Source organism: Bacteroidota bacterium (assembly GCA_030017895.1).
Taxonomy (GTDB): Bacteria; Bacteroidota; Ignavibacteria; order UBA10030; family BY39; genus JASEGV01.
Genome location: JASEGV010000012.1, coordinates 23,633 through 45,605 on the forward strand (window position 1 = coordinate 23,633; position 21,973 = coordinate 45,605).

Annotated in this window: 18 protein-coding genes; all 18 read left to right on the forward strand. The window is 38.2% G+C overall.

The features are described from left to right. The first annotated feature begins 2 nt into the window (after positions 1-2). The 18 genes from QME58_03745 (at position 3) to QME58_03830 (ending at position 21,953) form a co-directional block, all read left to right on the forward strand. Positions 3-392 carry a RidA family protein gene (locus tag QME58_03745; GenBank protein ID MDI6802945.1) on the forward strand — a complete coding sequence of 130 codons (390 nt, stop codon included), beginning with the start codon at positions 3-5 and terminating at the stop codon, positions 390-392. Between the two features lie 18 nt (positions 393-410). Further along, positions 411-959: a DUF5683 domain-containing protein gene (locus tag QME58_03750; GenBank protein ID MDI6802946.1), complete on the forward strand. Its 549-nt coding sequence runs from the start codon at positions 411-413 to the stop codon at positions 957-959. Positions 960-1,051: 92 nt separating this feature from the next. After that, on the forward strand, positions 1,052-2,392 hold the full coding sequence (locus QME58_03755) for a T9SS type A sorting domain-containing protein (GenBank protein ID MDI6802947.1): 1,341 nt from the start codon (positions 1,052-1,054) through the stop codon (positions 2,390-2,392). A 133-nt stretch (positions 2,393-2,525) separates the two neighbouring features. Then, complete coding sequence (locus QME58_03760; GenBank protein ID MDI6802948.1) at positions 2,526-3,032, forward strand: T9SS type A sorting domain-containing protein; 507 nt, start codon at positions 2,526-2,528, stop codon at positions 3,030-3,032. Between the two features lie 190 nt (positions 3,033-3,222). Further along, a complete protein-coding gene (locus QME58_03765) occupies positions 3,223-4,173 on the forward strand; it encodes a nucleoside recognition domain-containing protein (protein MDI6802949.1) in 951 nt (316 codons plus the stop codon). A gap of 52 nt (positions 4,174-4,225) precedes the next feature. Continuing rightward, entirely contained in the window at positions 4,226-4,768 is a 543-nt protein-coding gene (locus QME58_03770) for a spore maturation protein (GenBank protein ID MDI6802950.1), read from the forward strand. Between the two features lie 106 nt (positions 4,769-4,874). Continuing rightward, entirely contained in the window at positions 4,875-5,786 is a 912-nt protein-coding gene (locus QME58_03775) for a proline dehydrogenase family protein (protein MDI6802951.1), read from the forward strand. Between the two features lie 32 nt (positions 5,787-5,818). Then, positions 5,819-7,843: an oligopeptide transporter, OPT family gene (locus QME58_03780; protein MDI6802952.1), complete on the forward strand. Its 2,025-nt coding sequence runs from the start codon at positions 5,819-5,821 to the stop codon at positions 7,841-7,843. A gap of 15 nt (positions 7,844-7,858) precedes the next feature. Then, positions 7,859-8,215: a PqqD family protein gene (locus tag QME58_03785; protein ID MDI6802953.1), complete on the forward strand. Its 357-nt coding sequence runs from the start codon at positions 7,859-7,861 to the stop codon at positions 8,213-8,215. A gap of 89 nt (positions 8,216-8,304) precedes the next feature. Next, positions 8,305-9,759, forward strand: a complete 1,455-nt coding sequence (locus QME58_03790; GenBank protein ID MDI6802954.1) for an aminoacyl-histidine dipeptidase — start codon at positions 8,305-8,307, stop codon at positions 9,757-9,759. Between the two features lie 67 nt (positions 9,760-9,826). Further along, entirely contained in the window at positions 9,827-11,233 is a 1,407-nt protein-coding gene (rlmD, locus tag QME58_03795; protein ID MDI6802955.1) for a 23S rRNA (uracil(1939)-C(5))-methyltransferase RlmD, read from the forward strand. Positions 11,234-11,497: 264 nt separating this feature from the next. Next, positions 11,498-13,984 carry a DUF5916 domain-containing protein gene (locus QME58_03800; GenBank protein ID MDI6802956.1) on the forward strand — a complete coding sequence of 829 codons (2,487 nt, stop codon included), beginning with the start codon at positions 11,498-11,500 and terminating at the stop codon, positions 13,982-13,984. A gap of 23 nt (positions 13,985-14,007) precedes the next feature. Then, on the forward strand, positions 14,008-14,457 hold the full coding sequence (locus tag QME58_03805; GenBank protein MDI6802957.1) for a MarR family transcriptional regulator: 450 nt from the start codon (positions 14,008-14,010) through the stop codon (positions 14,455-14,457). 81 nt (positions 14,458-14,538) lie between these two features. Then, positions 14,539-16,335 carry a translation elongation factor 4 gene (gene lepA / locus QME58_03810; GenBank protein ID MDI6802958.1) on the forward strand — a complete coding sequence of 599 codons (1,797 nt, stop codon included), beginning with the start codon at positions 14,539-14,541 and terminating at the stop codon, positions 16,333-16,335. A gap of 15 nt (positions 16,336-16,350) precedes the next feature. Continuing rightward, the gene (lepB, locus tag QME58_03815) at positions 16,351-17,262 is read left to right on the forward strand and encodes a signal peptidase I (GenBank protein MDI6802959.1); all 912 of its coding nucleotides are present in this window, start codon (positions 16,351-16,353) and stop codon (positions 17,260-17,262) included. Positions 17,263-17,264: 2 nt separating this feature from the next. Next, positions 17,265-18,077 (forward strand): signal peptidase I, encoded by an 813-nt coding sequence (lepB, locus tag QME58_03820; protein ID MDI6802960.1) that lies wholly within the window; start codon positions 17,265-17,267, stop codon positions 18,075-18,077. 6 nt (positions 18,078-18,083) lie between these two features. Then, positions 18,084-19,220, forward strand: a complete 1,137-nt coding sequence (gene hemW / locus QME58_03825) for a radical SAM family heme chaperone HemW (protein ID MDI6802961.1) — start codon at positions 18,084-18,086, stop codon at positions 19,218-19,220. A gap of 39 nt (positions 19,221-19,259) precedes the next feature. After that, positions 19,260-21,953, forward strand: a complete 2,694-nt coding sequence (locus QME58_03830; GenBank protein ID MDI6802962.1) for a DUF2723 domain-containing protein — start codon at positions 19,260-19,262, stop codon at positions 21,951-21,953. Positions 21,954-21,973: the final 20 nt, after the last annotated feature.

Here is a 21,973-nt window from a genome sequence, read left to right on the forward strand (position 1 = left end):
AAATGAGAAAAAAAATTTATACTGAAAATGCCCCCGCGCCTATTGGTCCGTACAGCCAGGCAATCATTGGTTCAGGTTGTTTTCTATTTACAGCAGGGCAGATACCGATTGATCCAGCATCGGGACAAATTGTTGCCGGCGATATAAAAGCACAAACCAATCAGGTATTAAAAAACTTAGCAGCAATTTTGGAAGCGAGTGGAGCAACTCTGCAATCGGTTCTGAAAACTACCGTCTATCTAACAGATATGAACGAGTTTGCCGGAATGAATGAAGTTTACGGAGAATTTTTTTCGGAATCTCCACCTGCCAGAACAACAGTACAAGTATCGCGACTACCACGAGATGTGAAAGTGGAAATCGAAGCAGTTGCATTAGTCGTGAACGGATAAATAAGTAAAATACGATTTATGTTTCAACCCAAAATATTTGGCTGTATTTTATTTTTATTATTTCTCGTTATCGGTGTTGATGCACAACCAAGCTTGTTTAACGACTTGAGATTAAAAGATGATTCGTTGCGAGTCGTTTCCGAACGAATGAGTCAAGGTGAGGTATTCAAAACCACCAAAACAAAATCACCCACTATTGCAATGCTACTGTCAGCCGGTTTGCCCGGTGCCGGACAACTTTACAACGAATCGTACTGGAAGATACCGGTGATTCTCGGTTTAGCCGGTTATTGGGGTTACGAATGGGTAGGTCTAAATAGGGAGTATAAAAATTTTAAAAACCTTTATTCAGAAAGTTTAATCAAACTCCCACCTTCCGGAAATTACCAGTATCGAACTGACCGCGATTTTTATAGAAGCGAGCGAGATAAGTTTGCATGGTATTTAGGTATTTTATATGTAGTAAATATCTTAGATGCTTATGTTGATGCAAGCTTGTTTGAGTTTAGCGTTGATGATAATTTAGCTAATCATTATTCTGGCTTCAAATTAAGGATATTTTTTTGATTTTAAAGTAATAGTTGACAATAACGAAATAAAGCATTATATTGTCGCAGTTAGCTGTACATATATCTCAACAAAAAAAGAAAGGAAAAAAAATGAAGCAAATCGCAATTACTTTTGTAGCATTCGTAATTTTATTGTTAATTTTTAGTACAATATTAACTGCTCAAGTTTTAATATTTCCAACCGATCTAAATTCTGGTAATGGTTATGTAGAATCTATCTGGTCCGATAGTGTTACAGTAACTCCAACCGAATTAAATTTTGGTAGTGTATATGTAGAATCTACATGGACGGATAGTGTTACAGTTACAAATCTGGGTAGCGGAAATTTGAATATCACTTCCGTATATCCCACAAATAACCAATTTAGCGTACTTCCAACAAGTGCTATTATTAGTCCCACCGGAATCCAAAAATTTGCTATAACTTTTGCACCTACTACTGGAGGATTAAAATCTGGTTATATCGTATTTTTACATGATGGTCCCACAGGTCGTGATTCAGTTTCAGTTAGCGGCACAGGTATAAATTCAATAGCCCAAGCTCGTGCATTACCAAACACATCTGAAGTAATTATTGAAGGTGTTATTACGCGTGGTATGGGAGCATTCACACGCATACAAGATGCAACTGCCGGTATCGTGGTTCGTAAAACGAGCGGTACTTTTTTTGACGATCTTGCGTCAGGTGCTTTAAGGTCAGGCGATAAAATAAGAGTTACGGGGAAAACTTCTGAGTTCAGATTTTTAAAACAAATCAACGAAGCTGATTTATTAAGTTGGGAACGACTTTCGCGTGATAATCCACTGCCAATCCCACAACTCGTAACTCTTGCTGAAATTGCTGCTAATGGTGAACAATACGAAAGCGAACTTATCAAAGTAACTGATATGATTATCGATCCCGCCGGTGATTTAAATTTCGTTGCCGCGAAAAATTATAATATCACAGACTTGTCGAGCCCAACCAGCCCAGTTGTTTTACGTACTCCAAGTGCCGCCGATTCTGATATTGATGGTACACCGATCCCGGCAGCAAAATGTATATTTACTGGTGTGTTGGGACAGTTTCATTCTACCGATCCGGCAGCTGGATACCAACTAAGCCCGGTGCTCGTATCAGATGTAACAATACAGGTAAATGTTAGTGAACCTAACGTATTACCGGTTAAATATTCGTTAAATGGTAACTATCCTAATCCGTTCAACCCGACAACCAAGATATCCTTCGATATTCCTAAGTCAACGAATATTAGTCTAACGGTTTTTAATTTATTGGGACAAAAAGTAAAAGATTTAATCATCAATAAAAATTATGGAGTCGGGCGACACGAGGTTCCATTCGATGGTTCAGGATTTTCTACCGGCGTATATATATACAAATTAACATCACCCGAGTTTACGGCTGTTAAGAAGATGATCCTAACTAAGTAAAGTATATAGTTAGATAGATTATTTGATAATAAAAGCCGGTTTATCGAAAGATAGACCGGCTTTGCATTTTATTAAGATTTTAGTATATTTTTAACAGTAACAATTATTATAAAATACGAAAGGGGTTGTGAAAATGAAAAATATTACAACTATTTTTTTAACTTATCGGGTGAAATTTTCAGTGACCAGTTCATGGAAAGGGATAACTACGGATATTGTCGATGTGTATACAGCAATTCATGGTATATCTTGTGGTTATCCATTTTCAATAGGAGAAGAATATTTGGTCTATACTATTTACAGAAATGACCGACATTATACTTCTACTTGTTCTCGAACAAGTCATATTGATGATGCTGATGATGATATATTAGCATTAGGCTCGCCGGTAATTGTAAATAATTATCCGTCAACTTATGTTCTTCATCAAAATTATCCGAATCCCTTCAAATCAGAAACGCAAATCGAATATCAAATACCACAGTTGAGTTACACAAGGCTAAAAGTTCACAATGTATTAGGCGAGGAAATTGCTGTTTTGATAAATGAGGTTAATGCCGCAGGCAAATATAAAGTAACTTTCGACGCGAGCAAGATACCGAGCGGAATTTATTATTTCCGGTTGTCAGCAACCGATTAAAACTCACCGGTGAAACAAACATTTATAGATGTAAAGCAGATGCTGCTAATCAAGTGAACATATCGAATGATGTTAGTGCATAAATTATTAAAAAGCCGACATGTTTAAATTCTAAGTCGGCTTTTCTATTTTAAAAAGAATTAAGTATATTTCTCAAAATTGTTAAACACTGATATAATCGAGGAATAAGATGCTCAACTATATTTGGCTTTCATTAATTGTAATTGGGATATTTGTAGCTGTTGTGGGCGATTGGCGCGATATTGCAAATGATAAATATCAGAATGGAAAAGAATTTAATATTGCAATTAAAATTTCCGACAATACAGGTGAACCGTTACAAAAATCACGCGCCTACTCTTGCTCATTGATTTATTCAGAGGAGCGTGAAATAATTCAACGTGCAAATTTAATTATGGCTGATGATCATTCTGGTGTGGTCCATATATTCTTGGATGAACATACACCTCCGCTGTGGCGCGCAATATTTGCCGCACAAAATAAAAAGGATTACTTACTTGCCAGTGTAAGAAGGGATAAAGCCGATACGCTCAATTTTAAAGCTACACTTTCTTTCGCTCCGGTAAAATTTGTTAAGCTTAATTCTGTTACTAACGACGGTATAGTCAAATATGCTAAGACGGCAGTCGAGTTGGCAATTGGATTAATAGGTATTATGGCTCTCTGGTTAGGAGTGATGAAAATTGCCGAAGCATCCGGATTAATCACAAAAATTGCCGGTTTTCTGAAACCAATCACAACTCGTTTATTCCCGGATGTTCCGCCCGAACATCCTGCAATGGGAGCGATGATCATGAATATATCAGCTAACATATTAGGTTTGGCTAATGCGGCTACACCTCTCGGACTAAAAGCTATGGAGGAACTCAACAAGCTCAATAAAAAATTAGGAACTGCAACCGATGCAATGTGCACCTTCCTCGTTATCAATACAAGTAATGTTCAGCTAATACCTGCAACTGTCATCGCAATTCGGGCGGCGAGCGGCTCTTCTAATCCAACAGAAATTATAGGCGCTGTAATAGTGGCAACTACAGTGAGTACAATTGTTGGTATTACGGTGGTGAAATTGTTGGCGGGGTTAAAAATATTTAGAAAGCAATTGGAACCGAATAAATGATTCGGATTTTTCAAAAATTCCATAACTTAACGTTCAAAGTTCAGGATTTAAAATGCAAGCAGTCATAAATATAATTCAAACACTATCAGTAGTGGCAATACCGTCGTTAATATTATCCATCGTTATATACGGCGCTGTCAAGAAAGTAAAAATCTATGAAGTATTTGTCGAAGGTGCGAAGGAAGGTTTCAACGTCGGTGTGCGAATAATTCCATACCTCGTGGCTATGTTGGTTGCGATCGGAATATTTCGTGCGAGCGGAGCGATGGATTTTTTAGCTTTAATCATTTCTCCAATTACAAATTTAATAGGTATGCCTGCTGAAGCTTTGCCGATGGCTATTATGCGTCCACTTTCCGGCTCGGGTGCTTTGGGAGTGATGAGCGAGACAATAAATACACACGGTGCCGACTCTCTGATAGGCAGAATGGTATCAGTGATGATGGGCAGCGGCGAGACGACGTTTTATGTATTGGCAGTTTATTTCGGTTCTGTGAGTGTATATCGAACACGTCATGCAGTTCCGGCAGGCATTATTGCAGATATGGTAGGTCTCTTAATGTCAGTTTGGCTTGTGAACCTAATTTTTGGATAAATAAATATTTACAAAATCGACTTTTTTCCTTGATTTTTTAAAACTTCTTGCCTATATTGACGAAGGTTTTTTGGAAAACTAATTACTAATCCTATTTTAAAGAACAATGCATTTACTAAATAAGCTGATTGTAGCAACAATTCCTGCCATTCCACGCCCACTTGTCCGTTTTTTTGCCAACCGTTATATCGCGGGTGAAGAATTGAGCGACGCTGTGAAGACCGTAAAAAGCTTCAATAGACTTAATATGGTCGCAACCATGGATGTGCTTGGCGAGTCGATAACAAAAAAAGATGAAGCCGATAGTGCAACTCAAGCTGCTCTCCAAACCCTAAAAATTATTAGTGATGAAAAACTTAATTCGAATTTATCAATCAAACTCACTCAATTAGGTTTACAGCTCGATAAAAATTATTGTCTCGAAAATGTACGGAAAATTGTTCGAACAGCTAACGAGTTTAATAATTTTGTACGCATTGATATGGAAGATTCGAGTTGTACCGATGATACGATTGATATTTATATTAATGTTAGGCAAGAGTTTAAGAATGTCGGAATAGTTTTACAGGCATACTTGCATCGCACAGAAACGGATGCTGTGAAATTGATGGACCGTGGGTTTATGAATTTCCGTTTGTGCAAAGGCATATACGTTGAACCTGTCGCGATCGTTTTCAAAAAGAAAGAAGAGATAAATAATAATTTCAACAAAATTTTAAAAACGATGCTCGAGCGAAAAGCTTACGTAGGCATTGCAACACACGATGAAGAATTAGTTGATTCTGCATACAAGTTAATTTCAGATTTGAAATTAGAAAAAAACGAGTATGAGTTTCAGATGTTGTTAGGTGTCCGCCCGGAATTACGTTCACAGATTGTACGAGCAGGGCATCGGTTGCGGGTTTATGTCCCTTATGGACATCATTGGTATAAATATTCAATAAGAAGGTTCAAAGAAAACCCGCAAATAGCCGGTTATGTATTCAAGAGTTTGTTCACAAGTAATAAAATTAATTAACTAAATTAAAAATCATTTAAGGAGAAAAACTTATGGCAGATGTAACAGCCAAAGGTTCGGGTCCAAGATACCAACCTTATGTTCCGATTACAACCGATATGAAAGAATTTACACTAAAGGCGTTGATAATCGGACTTATATTAAGTGTAGTATTAGGAGCAGCCAATGCCTATTTGGGCTTAAAAGCAGGTATGACTATAGCAGCCACATATCCTGCCGCCGTTATAGGAATGGCTTTGTTAAGAATTTTTAAAGGGTCGATACTTGAAGAAAATTTCGCTCGTACTGTCGGTTCGATAGGCGAATCAGTTGCCGCAGGAGCTATTTTTACAATTCCAGCTTTTTATATCGCTGGTATCTGGCCCGATTTCGCTACAACAGGGCATTACCTCGAATCAACGGCAATTATGATTGCTGGCGGTGTGTTAGGTATAATGTTCGTTGCATTATTACGACGTGTGATGGTCGAAGATGTTGAGCTGCCTTTTCCGGAATCAGTTGCTGCCGGCGAAATTCATAAGGCGGGACGTTCAGGCGGAACCGGTGCAAAATTTTTATTCGGTGCAATGGGCATCGGTGCACTTATCCAAGCTTTAGGTCAATTCAAATTCTTTGCCACATCTTGGGAAAAATTTATTACATTCTCTCAAACAACAATCGGACTAAAAGCGACCGGTACAGCAACCGCTCAAGGTGGTATCCTGTTAAGCTCCCCCGGTGTAAGCCCCGCTTATATCGGCGTCGGTTATATAATCGGTCCTAAACTCGCATCTCTAAACTTCAGCGGCGGATTACTCGCATGGGGTCTTTTTGTTCCAATCATAATGTACTTTTTATCCCCGACTTTATTTCCTGATGGAACTGTCGTTACTGATGAAACCTGGATGGCAGCCGCTGTGAATATTTGGAAGTTTATCGTTCGCCCGATCGCAATCGGTGGTATGTTGGTTGGTGCAGGTTTTACATTATTCCGGATGAGAAAAAGTTTAATTACCGGAATTAAAAGATCGGTTGGCGATGTTAGGAAAGCCGCGAGTGGCGGTCACACAACTGTAAGAACAGAACAAGATTTAAATTTCAAATGGATTATGATTGGCATCGCCATAGCTTCCGTTGCTACATTTTTCATTTATAACTATTTTGCTCAAGATATTGTTGCTGCTTTGGTAGCTACAGTTGTGATGATAATCGCAGGTTTCTTCTTTGCGGCTGTCTCAGGTTATTTAGTGGGTATTATCGGTTCGAGTAACAATCCCATTAGCGGATTAACATTATCGACTTTACTTGTTGCTGCATTGTTGATGGTTTTATTAGGAATGACCGGTAGCACAGGAGTAGCCGCGGTGCTTGGTGTTGCGGCTGTTGTTTGCGTAGCTGCAGCAGTTGCTGGCGAAATGTTGCAGGATTTAAAAGTCGGTCATATTTTAGGAGGAACACCATGGAAGATGCAAGTTGGAGATTTATTTGGTGTTGCATTAGCAGGTATTGTAATGTTTATCCCGCTCGTTGTTCTGCATCAAGGCGATATAAATATGGGCGGTACAGGTTTCGGCGGTAAAAACTTGCCTGCACCGCAAGCAAGTTTGATGGCTTTACTTTCTCAAGGTATTGTTGGTGGACAAATGGCTTGGCCCCTAATTATTGTTGGTATGTTGATGGGCTTTGCCTTTATCCTGATGCAAGTAAAGAGTCCAATGTTAGTTTCAGTCGGAATGTATCTTCCTCTTGAAACCACTTTTGCTATTTTTATAGGCGGTTTAATTAAAGGTGTAGTTGAGAGATTCAATTTGAAACGGCAACATAACGATGCACAAAAAGCTCGCATAGAAAATACAGGTGTATTACTCGCTGCTGGTCTGATTGCCGGCGAAGCTTTAATCGGGCTTTTGTTCGCGGCTCTGGCGTTTGGTGAAATTCCGTTGTTAGCAATTTTTGCTCAGCCATCTTTCTTCACGAGTTTGGTAATCTTTGCCATCATCGCTTGGATACTTATCCAAATACCACTGAAAAATGCAGGCAAACCGGATGAACCGGCTCCGCCTTCAGCAGTAATGTAATTTTTTAGGATGAAGATGTTTAATAAGAAAAAATCGGAATTTGATAAATTAAATATTCTTGACTTAATACCAATTCGGATGTTCGAATATGAAGTTCAGGAAGATGAAAAAGTTACACTATTAATTCCCAAATTCAGAGATAAATTTCTTGGTAAATATCTTCAACCATACATTAAAAGGAAATTTTATAAAGTTAAGTTGGACAAGTATGGCAGTTTTGTATGGAGACAATGCGATGGACGTACAACCGTAAACGAGATAGCGGAACGGCTTCGGCAAAAATATGGCGCCGAAGCCGAACCGGCTGTCGAGAGAGTCGCAAAGTTCATCCAGCACTTGTATCGTGGTGATTGTGTAACGTTCAACAAATAACTTTCTGAAACAAAAATACGAAATCATAAATCGCAAATTACAATTTTTTATTAAAGATGGAATATTAATTAAATAGATAGGAGATTTAAATGTCAACGGCAATACAAGGATTAAAACCAGAATTAGTCTGGAAATACTTTGCTGAAATATGTCAGATCCCCCACGGGTCCAAAAACGAAACAGCAATAATTGAATATATGCTGCAAACCGCAAGCAAACTTGGCTTGTCTGCAAAAAAAGACAGCTTCGGTAACGTAGCAGTTTTTAAAGCAGGAACAGCCGGGAAAGAAAATGCCCCCACAGTAATTCTACAAGGTCATCTCGATATGGTTTGCGAAAAGAACAAAGATAAAGTACACGATTTTGAGAAAGACTCCATAGAGTTAGTTCGAGATGGAAATGTTCTAAAAGCAAACGGAACAACATTAGGTGCCGATAACGGAATCGGAGTAGCAATATCGCTTGCGATAATGGCGGATAAAACACTCGTTCACGGTCCGCTCGAATTTTTATTCACAGTTGATGAAGAAACGGGTTTAACGGGGGCGCAAAATTTAAAGGGCGATTTTCTAAACGGCAAAATAATGATCAATTTAGATTCGGAGGAGGAAGGCGCACTTTACGTCGGATGTTCCGGCGGTAAGGATTCATTAGCTACACTTCCTATTGAATGGGAAGATGTACCGGCAGGTTATGTACCGTTGCAAGTTACTTTATCGGGTCTTCGCGGCGGGCATTCCGGTTTAGATATTCAAACCGGGCGTGGTAATGCGATCAAATTATTGAATCGTATCCTCTGGAATTTACATAATAAAATCGGTATTTACATTGCGAAATTTGAATCGGGAAATAAACGAAATGCAATCCCACGAGAGGGCGAAGTTACAATACTTGTTCCTTCCGATAAGGTTCCGGAAGTTGAAACATCCGTCCGGAATTTCGATTCCATATTTAAATCTGAGTACAGTGTCGTGGATAAAGGGGTAACTGTTAAAGTGGCAAAATCGGATGCTGTAAGTAAAGTGTTTACAAAGAATTTCACCGATCGTTTGTTAAACTTGCTGTACGCTTTACCTCACGGTGTAATTGCGATGAGTCAGGAGATAAAAGATTTGGTCGAAACCTCAACGAACCTTGCAATTGTAAACACCACGGATAAAGCTATAACAATTAGCACGAGTCAGAGAAGTTCGATCGAAAGTTCTAAAATGGATATTGTGAGCCAAGTCCGTTCTTCTATGCTGTTAGCAGGAGCAAACGTGGAACATTCGGACGGTTATCCTGGTTGGAAACCGAATATGAATTCAAAAATTTTAATTACCGCCAAAAGTGCTTATAAAAATCTTTACGGTAATGAACCTCATATTAAAGCTATCCACGCAGGTTTAGAGTGCGGAATTATCGGCGAAAAATTTCCCGGTATGGATATGATATCGATGGGACCTACTCTCGAAGCAGTTCACTCTCCAGATGAAAAGATATATATAGACACTGTTGAAAAATTTTGGAAATACCTATTAGAAATTTTAAAGAACGTGAACTAACTAGTTAACTCAAACACCAACATTTTATCCGCCACGGATAACCTCGTTATTCGTGGTTTTATTTTTTATGCAAAATCAAAATGAAATAATTTTAAAAATCGATTCGTTATCATCCGAAGGTAAAGGTGTAGCACGTTCCGATGGGAAAGTTTTTTTCGTTGCTGGTGGTGTACCGGGTGATGTCGTGAGATGTGTTGAGGTCAGATCAAAAAAAACATACAGCAATGTACGTGTAATTGAAATTCTCGAACCTTCCCAATATCGCGTTCAGCCAAGATGCGAGTATTTCGGTACTTGCGGAGGATGCAAACTTCAATATCTCGATTACAAATCCCAGTTAGTGTTTAAATACAAAAACGTCGTGGATGCGTTCGAAAGAATCGGCGGCATCAAAAATCCGAATGTTTTACCGGTAATCGGCTCCGGCGACGATTATTTTTACCGGAACAAGATGGAGTTTACTTTTTCGAATCAAAAATGGCTTACTAGAGAAGAGATAGATTCGGGAACTGAAATAGAAAAAACATTCGGGTTGGGGCTGCACATTCCTAAAGTGTTCGATAAAGTTTTGGATATTGATGAATGCTGGTTGCAAAAGGAACAGACTAATAAAATAATAAATTTTACAAGGGAGTTTGTTCGTGAAAACGCACTTACGATTTATACTACAAATACTCATGAAGGCTATTTACGACACTTGGTGATTCGGACGAGTGAGGCAACCGGTGAAATAATGGTTAACCTCGTTACTACATACGATAAACCGAGTATTATGAAAAAATATACGGAGCTGCTAACCCAAAATGTTCACGAAGTAACAACCGTTGTGAATAATGTTACAAGTCGGAAATCGATGGTTGCTGTGGGAGAAACTGAAAGAGTTTATTACGGGGGCGGATTCATATACGAAAAATTGGGTGGCTATAAATTCCGCATTTCAGCGAATTCATTTTTTCAAACTAACTCGAAACAAGCGGAGCGGCTTTATTCGGTTGTTAAGGAATATGCTTCATTGAAGGGTGATGAGGTTGTTTATGATCTTTACAGCGGTACAGGTTCTATAGCACTGTATATTTCTGATTCCGCCTCAGAGGTTGTCGGAATCGAGGTAGTTGAAAGTGCAATTCAAGATGCAAAGTTAAATGCCGAACTTAACCAAATTAATAATTGCCATTTCATACAGGGCGACCTGAAAGAAAAATTAACAAAGGAAACTGAATGGCTAAATCATCATTCTAAACCTGATGTAATTATTCTCGACCCGCCTCGTAGCGGCATGCATCCAAAAGTTGTAACCGAAATTGCGGCTCTTAAATCAAAACGGATAGTTTATGTGAGTTGTAATCCAACAACACAAGCCCGCGACATAAAAATGCTGATTGAACTTGGCTATATTCTTGAAGCCATTCAACCGGTCGATATGTTCCCACAAACTTTCCATATTGAAACAGTTACGTCTTTAACACACGCTTAAAACCGTTGTATTTAGAATGTTTTTTTTAAATAACGATAAAATTGAAAAGTCTTGCGTTTTAAATAGATTTTTTTATATTATATACTGAAGTTACGCAGAATTGACTTTTTGTCATGTTGAGCGAAGCGAAACATCTAAAAATAGCCTGAATTTGAGGTTTCAGATTCTTCACTTCGTTCAGAATGACTCTTTTGCGTAACTTCAGTTATATAGAGTTTTTTAAACAACAATTAAAATAATGCATTATTTAGGAGGCGGTAACATATGTTTTATTATAAAAAATATATTTTTTGCGTCATCTACTTATTTTTGGTGAACATACTTTTTGCGGGAAGTAGTCCTAAAAATATTGTTGCAACCCGCACAAACCCTTCACCCATCATAGATGGGTTATTGAATGAAGGGGTTTGGTTAAAAGCCGTACCGATGTCCGATTTCGTTCAGTACGATCCTGTAGAAGGGGCCAAACCTACAGAAGGGACTACAGTCAGAGTTTTGTATGATGATTATGCATTGTATTTTGGCGTTATATGCAGCGACTCGAATCCCGAAGGTATAAAACAACAATTGACCCGGCGTGATAGAAGTAGCGAAGCAGATCGGTTCAGCATTACAATCGATTCATATAATGATGGACAAACAGGATTTGTTTTTGCCGGTACTGTTTCAGGTGTCCAATCGGATGGTATATTGTATCATGATGGAGTAAAGTACGACATTCAATGGGATGCAGTATGGAATTATGCTTCGAAAATCAATAGTGATGGTTGGTCGGCTGAATTCGAAATACCTTTCAGCGCCCTGCGTTTCACAAACCAGGAAGGAGAAATAGTATGGGGGATAAATTTCAGACGCTACATTGCGCGCAAAAAGGAATTAGCTGAATGGGTAATGATACCACGCAGAGAAACAGGCCGCATTTCAAAAATTGGAAATCTTTCAGGGATCATAGGTATAAATCCATCACTACACTTGTCAATCCTCCCTTATGCAGTTTCACACCTTAATTTCGACCAGCAACAAAAACCACATACATTTAAAAAAGTATTTTACAAAGACGTCGGCGTTGATATTAAGTACGGCATCACGAATAATTTTACAATCGATGCTGCTATCAATCCTGATTTCGGACAGGTCGAAGTTGACCAAGAGGTTATGAACTTGACTGTTTTCGAAACTCTTTTCCCGGAAAAACGCCCTTTCTTTTTAGAGGGGAATCATATTTTTTCATTCGGAGTTACACCCGATGAGCAACAAATGAATTTATTTTATTCCCGACGAATTGGGAGAACTCCTAGATATAATTATGAAATTGACGATGATAGAAGTTTTGGTTCAATATCTGAAATTACATATTTACCGAAAAATACTACAATCATTGGGGCTGCTAAACTAACTGGGAGGACTGAATCGGGCTTAACTGTTGGCGCATTATCAACCGTTACGGAGGGTGAATTAGCCGTTTACAAAGATTTAGCATTTGCGAGAAAAACGAAAATCGTTGAACCGAGTGCCAACTATAATGTGTTGCGTTTATCTCAGGATATTCTAACAAATTCATCCGTCGGATTTATGGCAACAAGTGCTTTCCTCGATAAGCAATCACCAAACTATAGCGGTGGTGCTGATTGGAATTTAAGATTTTTTGATAATACATATTCCTTTGATGGCTATCTAACGGGATCAGAGTTTTCAGCAAGGGACGGTTTCCTTGGTCATCACCAAAAATATCATGGTAGTGCGGGTAAATTATTCTTTGGAAAAATTGCCGGCAAGAACTGGGTTTATAATACAAGTTTCGATTATGCGTCAAAAAAATTCAACATAAATGAACTTGGCTTATATAACCGACCGCGAGAGTTCGGTGGACGGTCGAATTTAATTTATAAAGACGATCAAGCGAGCGGAATTTTTCTCCGGTACTTATTAATGTTGGGGACTGATTACAGGTGGAACTATGATTATTACAATACAGCAAAAAATATTGGTATAGCTTCTAATTTCATTCTAAAAAATTTTTGGTCGGTTACTTTACACGTTATGAAAGATATGAAAATTTATCAAGGAGCAGAACGAGGTATAATCGGTTTATATAGAAAGCCGGAAATACTTTCACTGCAAGCTGAAATTTCATCGGATACACGAATGCCTGTGAGTTTTAAAACACACCTGATCTATGAAGTAGATTCGAAGTCGAAAAAAGAAATTGTCGGTTCTTTAAATTTAACTTTGCGCCCTACAACTTGGCTTGAGTTTGTTCCGATGTTCACACTCGCAAAACGTTGGAAAGAAGAGACTGGAGTATTTTTAGGAGGGGCATTTCGGACTGCGATAGATCCTATTACGGGAAAACCGTTCACTCTTTTTGGTGATAGAGATTTAGATTATTTTGATGTTGCATTGCGAGGTATAATTACTTTGCGAACTAATTTAAGTTTGCAATATTTTACACAAGTCTTTCTTTATAAATGGCATTATAGGAATTTCAAAAAAATCATAACACCCGACAATTTAGAAATTTTCGATTACGATTTTTATTATCAAAATTTTACGTATAAAGCTCTCAATGCTAACATTGTTGTGCGGTGGGAATTTTTACCGGGTAGCACTTTATTTTTTGTTTGGACACAAGCGCGCCAAAACTTCGAGCCAATATTCTTTTCAAAAGCAACAAAAGATTTGTCAAATACTTTCAACATTCCTCCCGACAACGTTTTGTTGCTAAAATTAAATTATTGGCTAAATTTATAACTATATTTAGGAAAAAATATTCGATGAGTAACAAAAATAACTTTGCCGAACAGATTGCTGAACTTACTTTTAACCTTCTTCAAAATTGTCAGGAAAAAGAGAGCAGATTGGCTGACCAACTAAATTTAACGGTATCCGAATTTAGAACTTTAAGATATTTCCGGAAAGATATTAGCTTAAATATAAAAGAATTAGTAGTCCGAATCCGACTGAGCGGCAGCCGTCTCACGCGAATTTTGGATGGATTAGAAAAGAAAAACATCCTCACCCGCTCGATTGATCATCAGGATCGAAGAAGTACTATTGTTACTCTTTCTCTGTCCGGCGTTGAAATCGTTCATACTCTTAACAACAAATTCATCGAAATTCATAAAGAAATTTTGAAAGAAATTCCCTCATCTCAACATGATACAATCACAGGAGGATTGCGTCAATTGTTGCAATCGTTAGAAAGTTGGTTAAAAGTTTCTTAAAACTTCATTGCAAATCTAATCATTTTGTCGTATATTTTAACCGCCCGCCATTGGCGGTTATTTTATTTTTAGAACGGTTAAATGGAAAATAACAGAAATTTTTGCATAATAGCACATATAGACCACGGTAAATCGACTATAGCCGACCGCCTCTTAGAACGCACCGGAACCATAACTCTGCGTGAAATGAAGGTCAATCAAGTCCTCGACGATATGGCTCTTGAACAGGAACGCGGTATCACGATTAAACTTCACGCCATTCAAATGAGTTATAAGGCAAACGATAAAAAAACTTATACTTTGAACCTGATCGATACACCGGGGCACGTCGATTTTTCGTATGAAGTTTCTCGCTCACTTGCTGCGTGCGAAGGAGCTTTATTAGTTGTAGATGCCTCACAAGGTGTCGAAGCACAGACAATCAGCAATTTATATCTTGCAATCGACGCTGGATTAGAAATTATACCGGTTATCAACAAAATTGATTTACCGAGTTCGATGATAGAATCGGTTAAACATCAAATTATGGATTTGATAGGATGCCGCGAGGATGAAATTATCTTAACAAGCGCCAAGCAAAAAATCGGGATCGATGAAATCTTGGAGGCAATCGTTGCTAGGATTCCAGCGCCAAAAGGTGATGTCGGTGTTCCATTACGCGCTCTGATATTTGATTCTATTTTTGATATTTATCGTGGCGCAGTTGTGTACCTTCGGGTTTTCGAAGGTTCATTAAAGGAAGGCGACAAAGTAAAATTTTTCGCAAACAACAAAATTTTTGAAGCTGAAGAAGTTGGTGTATTGGAAATGAAACGGGTTCGCACTGGCTCGCTGAAGGCGGGCGACGTGGGTTACCTCGTTGCAGGTGTTAAAGACGTTCACGATACAAAAGTGGGCGATACAATTACCAATGCCGATAACCCGGCTTCAGAACGCCTGCCCGGATATAAAGAAGTGAAGTCGATGGTGTTTGCCGGCTTGTATCCAACTAATGCTGACGATTTTGCACTGCTACGTGATTCACTCGAAAAACTTCAGCTCAACGATGCGGCGCTTATCTTTGAACCTGAAACATCTTCAGCCCTCGGCTTCGGTTTCCGCTGCGGCTTTCTTGGCTTGCTTCACATGGAAATTGTTCAGGAACGACTTGAACGCGAATACAAACAAAATTTAATAACAACAGTTCCAAACGTTGAGTATCGTGTTACAACTCATAAAGGCGATGTTATTCTGGTTGATAATCCGGCGCTGATGCCTGAAATCGGAAATATCGATCGAGTCGAAGAACCTTATATTGCCGCTCAAATTATTACACCCACAGAATATATCGGAAATATAATGAAGCTTTGCACCGAGCGGCGAGCAATTTATAAAAATACAACTTATCTCGATCCGACCCGTGCTGATTTAAGATACGAGATTCCGCTATCTGAAATTATATTCGACTTTTATGATAAACTTAAATCGACTACACGCGGTTACGCATCGTTCGATTATGATTTTTTGGATTATCGCGAATCGGATTTAGTTAAGTTGGACATCTTGTTAAATAGTGAATCGGTTGATGCACTCTCCACCATAGTCCATCGCGATAAATCTTACGAATGGGGTAAAAAACTTTGTGCCAGATTACGCAAACTTATTCCACGTCAGATGTTCGAGGTTGTGATTCAAGCTGCAATCGGAAGTAAAATAATATCACGCGACACGATTTCAGCTATGCGTAAAAACGTTATTGCTAAATGTTATGGCGGAGATATCTCGCGTAAACGCAAACTGCTCGAAAAACAAAAAGAAGGCAAAAAACGTATGAAGCAGGTAGGCAGAGTCGAAATTCCGCAAGAAGCTTTTTTGGCTGTGCTTTCAATTGAAGAATAAAAAATTTTATTAACTATGAACAAAACAGAAACAAAACAACATCCATCAAAAACTCGAAAAGAAGCGAAAACTTTTAAAGAAAAAACTATTCACTGGTTCAAAGAAACCGGTACAATACTAGGAATATTTTTGATTTTGAATAGTTTTGTGATAGCTTCGTTCCAGGTTCCGACCGGGTCGATGGAGAACGAAATTTATGGCGGCGATTTTTTACTTGTGAACAAATTTGTTTTTGGCGGTACAACTCCGCGTACAATTCCTTTCACCGATACTAAAATCCCTCACTTCAAACTTCCAGCACTATGGAGTGTTGAGCGGGGTGATGTTATTGTATTTGCTTTTCCTGGTAACAGGGAAGAAGTAGAAGCTGAACCGTTTGCATATTACTTGAAAAGGGCTGTGGCAATTGCCGGCGATACTTTAGAAGTCCGTGGCCGTGTTGTTTTCGTAAACGGCGATCCAGCTCCGATTCCACGAAACATACATTTCAATACAGGGATGATTAAACCGAAGGGAGAAACTGACGACCGAATATTTCCGCCGAGAGCTCCCTTTAATGAAGATAATTACGGTCCGATTAGAATTCCCAAAAAAGGGGACATAATTGAATTGGGTATTCATAATTATGCTACATGGAAAATATTCATCGAACGCGAAGGTCATAAAGTTACATACGATAATCGAGGAGTATTTATTGATAGCAAATTACAAAACACCTACGTCGTAGAAAGAGATTATGTTTTTGGTATGGGCGATAACCGCGATAACAGCCTTGATAGCCGCTTCTGGGGATTTATCCCGACTTGTGAAGTAGTCGGCACACCTCTCATTTTATACTGGTCGTGGGATCCGCATATTTCAATTTTAGATTTTAGCAGGAAGTTAAGTACCGTCAGATTTAATCGTATAGGAAAACTCGTTAAGTAATTGTGAGTGAGCAAGAAAATAAATTAAGTTGGTTACGCGAACATCTTTTAATAATATTTATTACGATTATTGCAGGATTGTTTTTAAGAACATTTTTTATAGAAGTTTACCGTATTCCCACATCGTCTATGGCAAACACAATTTTAGAAGGCGATTATTTACTCGTTAATAAATTCATTTACAACTTTAGAAGTCCTAAATATTTTCCTTTCACCGATACAGAGATTAAGCAATTATCCATTCCAACTTTTCGAAAACCTCAACGCGGCGACATCGTAGTTTTTTATCATCCGGGGCGCATCGATGATATAGAAAACTCCAACAGCGTCAGTTTCATCAAACGTTGTGTCGCGATAGCCGGCGATACTGTCCAAATTATCAATAACGTTTTATATATCAATGGCGCTGCATTCCCTGAAATTCAAACATCAGCTAATCATTCTTCCTACAACTACGGGCCGGTGGTCGTCCCGAAAAAAGGGAGCATATTATCACTCGATCAATCAAATATCGCTGATTGGAAAATGTTTATTGAGCGGGAAGGACATACAGTAAGTTTGTCTGATGACGATTTAATTTTAGTGGACGGAAAAATAACCGACACTTATTCAGTTGAAAGAAATTACTATTTTATGCTGGGAGATAACCGGAACAACAGTTCCGATAGCCGCGACTGGGGCTTTTTACCGGATAGAAATATCATCGGCAAAGCTCTATTTGTGTTTTGGTCGTGGAACCAAGAACTCACTTTCAGTAATTTTATAGAAAAATTTGCAAGCATCCGTTGGAATCGTATCGGTATGCTTATCCACTAATCCAATATGGCTGGTATATATTTACATATCCCATTCTGTGAACGCAAGTGCATATATTGCGACTTTTATTCTGAAACAAATCACAAAGACCATAGTGTATTCGTCAAGTTCTTGTTAAAAGAAATTGAACTTTATAGCGATTATCATAATCTTGAAGAAATTCAAACTATTTATTTCGGTGGTGGAACGCCGAGTTTGCTCCACCCATCGCAAATATCTGAAATTATAAATGCTATCAAAAAATTATTTAAGGTAAACGAACTAGCAGAAATTACTCTCGAAGTAAATCCCGGTACTGTTGATTTCCAAAAACTCAAAGAATATAAGAATTCAGGTATCAATCGTTTGAGTATTGGAGTTCAATCGTTTAATGACAATGATCTGAAATTTCTTTCGCGTATTCATTCTGTTGCCGATGGCGTCCGATGTATATCTGATGCGAAAGAATCGGGCTTCGAGAACATCAGTATCGATTTAATTTATTCCCTGCCAACACAAACGATAGATAGTTTACTTTATAATCTACAGAAAGCGATTGAGGCCAAAGTCAATCATATCTCTGCTTATAGTTTGATTGTTGAGGAAGGAACACCGTTGCATCAACTCGTAAAAAATAAAAAAATTCAAACCGTTGATGAAGCAGTCGAAACGCAGATGATGGATCTGACAATCGATGAATTGAAATCGGCTGGTTTTGAACACTACGAAATATCGAATTTTGCAAAACCGGGATACTTATCGAAACATAACAATAATTACTGGAATCATTCGAATTACTTGGGCTTCGGGCCCTCTGCTCATTCATTCTGGGAAAACAAACGCTGGTGGAATATTGATACGATATTCAGTTATTATAGCCGGCTTGAAAATAATATGCTACCGATTTCTGAAACTGAAAATTTAAACACCGAGCAATTAATCAACGAAAAATTTATGTTGGGTTTACGCAGTAAAGGTGTAGATTTTAAGATGCTGAATAAAGAATTCAATTACGACTATAAGTTACAATTTGAAAATCTAATACAAAAACTTACATCGAATCAATTAGCTTCGTTCGAAAATGATCATCTCCAACTAACCAAAAGTGGGATTATGATTGCTGATGAAATAAGCAGGATGTTCATCTTGCAAAATTCTTTTTAATAATCTATATTTTAGCAAATTTAATTAAATGAGGAAGTAATGCAACAAAAAAACTGGTATCATAGAATTACTGCAATCGGAGTTTTATTAACTTCGTTTATTGTTTATTATATAACAACACCTCCGACTTTAACATTTTGGGATGTTGGCGAATTCATTGCAGCTGCATTTTTATTGCAGGTACCCCATCCACCGGGTTCTCCGTTTTTTTTACTCTTGGGCCGCATAGCAAGTATGCTTCCTCTTTCAGGCGATATTGCTGTACGGGTTCACTTGATGTCGGGTCTTTCGAGTGCTCTTACTGTTATGTTTCTATATTTAGTTGCAGTCAGGTTGATTGTTTCATTCCGTGGTAACCCGGTTTCAGTGTTAGATAAATTATCAGTTTATGGAGCTTCCGCAATCGGGGCTCTTTCATTAGCTTTCGGGACTACTTTCTGGTTCAGTGCCACCGAAGCTGAAGTTTATGGGGTAAGTATGCTATTCGTAGGCATAATCGTTTGGTTAATTATGCGCTGGTACGACCATCATCTGGAGCCGCATAACGAAAAATATATCTTCTTAATCGCATATCTGATCGGACTATCGATCGGTGTCCACTTATTAGCGGTTCTTACTGTGTTCACGGTGGCAATGATTTATTACTTCAGAAAATATGAATTTCAGACTAATTCGTTTATTAAGTTGGGTATAATTTCAGTCATTATTTTCTTTGGAATATATCCCGGAGTAGTTAAATATTTCCCGATAATGTTGAACGGGGAATTCAGAGGAATAAAGAACGATTTAATTTCCTACATTCCTGTTTTAATGATCCTGGGTTCTTTCTACGGAATCTATTATTCCATAAAAAATAAGATAAAGATTTTAAATATTACTTTAATTTCTTTTTTACTAATAGTAATAGGTTATTCGACTTACACATTGGTTCTTATCCGAGCAAATGTTCCCGATATGCCGATGAATGAAAACGATCCGAGTAATTTGTCGCGGCTTGTCAGTTACTTAAATCGCGAACAATATGGCGATGCCCCTGTGATGCAGCGACGGTATAGTCAAGAACCAATGCATGCACAAACTTGGCAAAATTATACGAGCGATATGGATTTTATGTGGCGCTACCAAATCAATCACATGTATAACCGTTATCTACTTTGGAATTATGTCGGTGTTGAAGGCGATTGGCAGGATTCAGGCGTTAGCTGGAAATATACATTCGGTATTCCATTTTTACTTGGATTGCTTGGTTTTTATTATCATATCCGAAAAGATTGGAAAATGGCTCTACCTTTCCTTGCAATGTTCATAGTAATGGGGGTTGTACTGGCGCTTTATCAAAATCAACAGCAGCCACAACCGCGTGAACGCGATTATTTTTATGTAGGCTCGTTTTTCGTCTTTTCAATTTGGATATCTTTAGGTATCATTGCTGTCATCGATTTTATAAAAAAATATTTAAAGAGGGACGTTTTGTATTCAATCGGGACCGGGGGTGTACTTGCATTATTTTTTATTGCTATACCGGTTAATTTTTTAAAAATCAACTGGCACGGACTCGACAGAAGCAATAATTATGTCGCTTGGGATTATTCGTATAATATTTTACAAACTTGTGAGAAAGATGCTATTTTATTTACTAACGGCGATAACGATACATTTCCTCTTTGGTATCTTCAGGATGTCGAAGGAGTTCGCCAAGATATTCGAATTGTAAATTTAAGTTTAGTGAATACAAACTGGTATATCAAGCAGTTAAAAAATTACAGACCTCACGGCGCTAAAAAAGTCGCCATTAGTTTTCCTGATGCACAAATCGACCAGCTTCAACCGATCGTTTGGGAAACCCGCCAGATGAATATACCCGTGCCCAAAAATGTTTTCGAAAAATATGGTGTTACCGATACTGCTCTGATAAACAAAGGTAGAATCTCTTTCACGATGAAGAATACTGTAACGTTCGGTGAGCATAAAGTAATTCGTGTCCAAGATATAATGGTGCGAGATATAATAATGTCGAACAAGTGGGAACGTCCGATTTATTTTGCCACCACAGTATCGCCTGATAGTAAAATTGGATTGGATGATTATATGTGGATGGATGGTTTGGCTTGGGTATTCAAACCCGTTGCCGCAACACAAGAAACAGGTATCCACACGAAAATTATGGATGCTAATTTTATGTCTGAAAATACTATCCCCTCCAAAGAACCGCAATACGGTTATCTCTATCGTGGATTAAATGATACAACATCCTATTTCGATGAAAATATCACACGTCTTACTGTGAACTATCGTTCAGGATTTGTAAGGTTAGCGTTGCAGTATTTCAACGTTGAGAAGGATACCGAAAAAGCTCTGAAAGTTTTAGACCGAATGGAAGAAGTAATGCCATTGAAGGGAATATCTTTTGACTGGCGGTTAGCTTCGGATGTTATGTCGATCTATTCACGGCTTGGCAACATCGAAAAACGAAATATGTATGCCGATTATTTAGAAAAAGAATGCTGGAAAATGATTAATACGAATCAAGCTGATATGAATTCTTACTACAATCCGTATCGCGTACTGCTCGAAATTTATGACGGCAACGACAATTATGAAAAAGCAATAGAAGTATTGAACCGCATTGGAGTATTCTATCCGAACGATCCTTCTATCAGAAGCCGGATTACAGAATTACAAGCCAGCCAAAAAGCTGCTGCCGAGAACAAAGATTCGGTCTCTAAACCATAATTTTTTGTAACCGGCTAAAG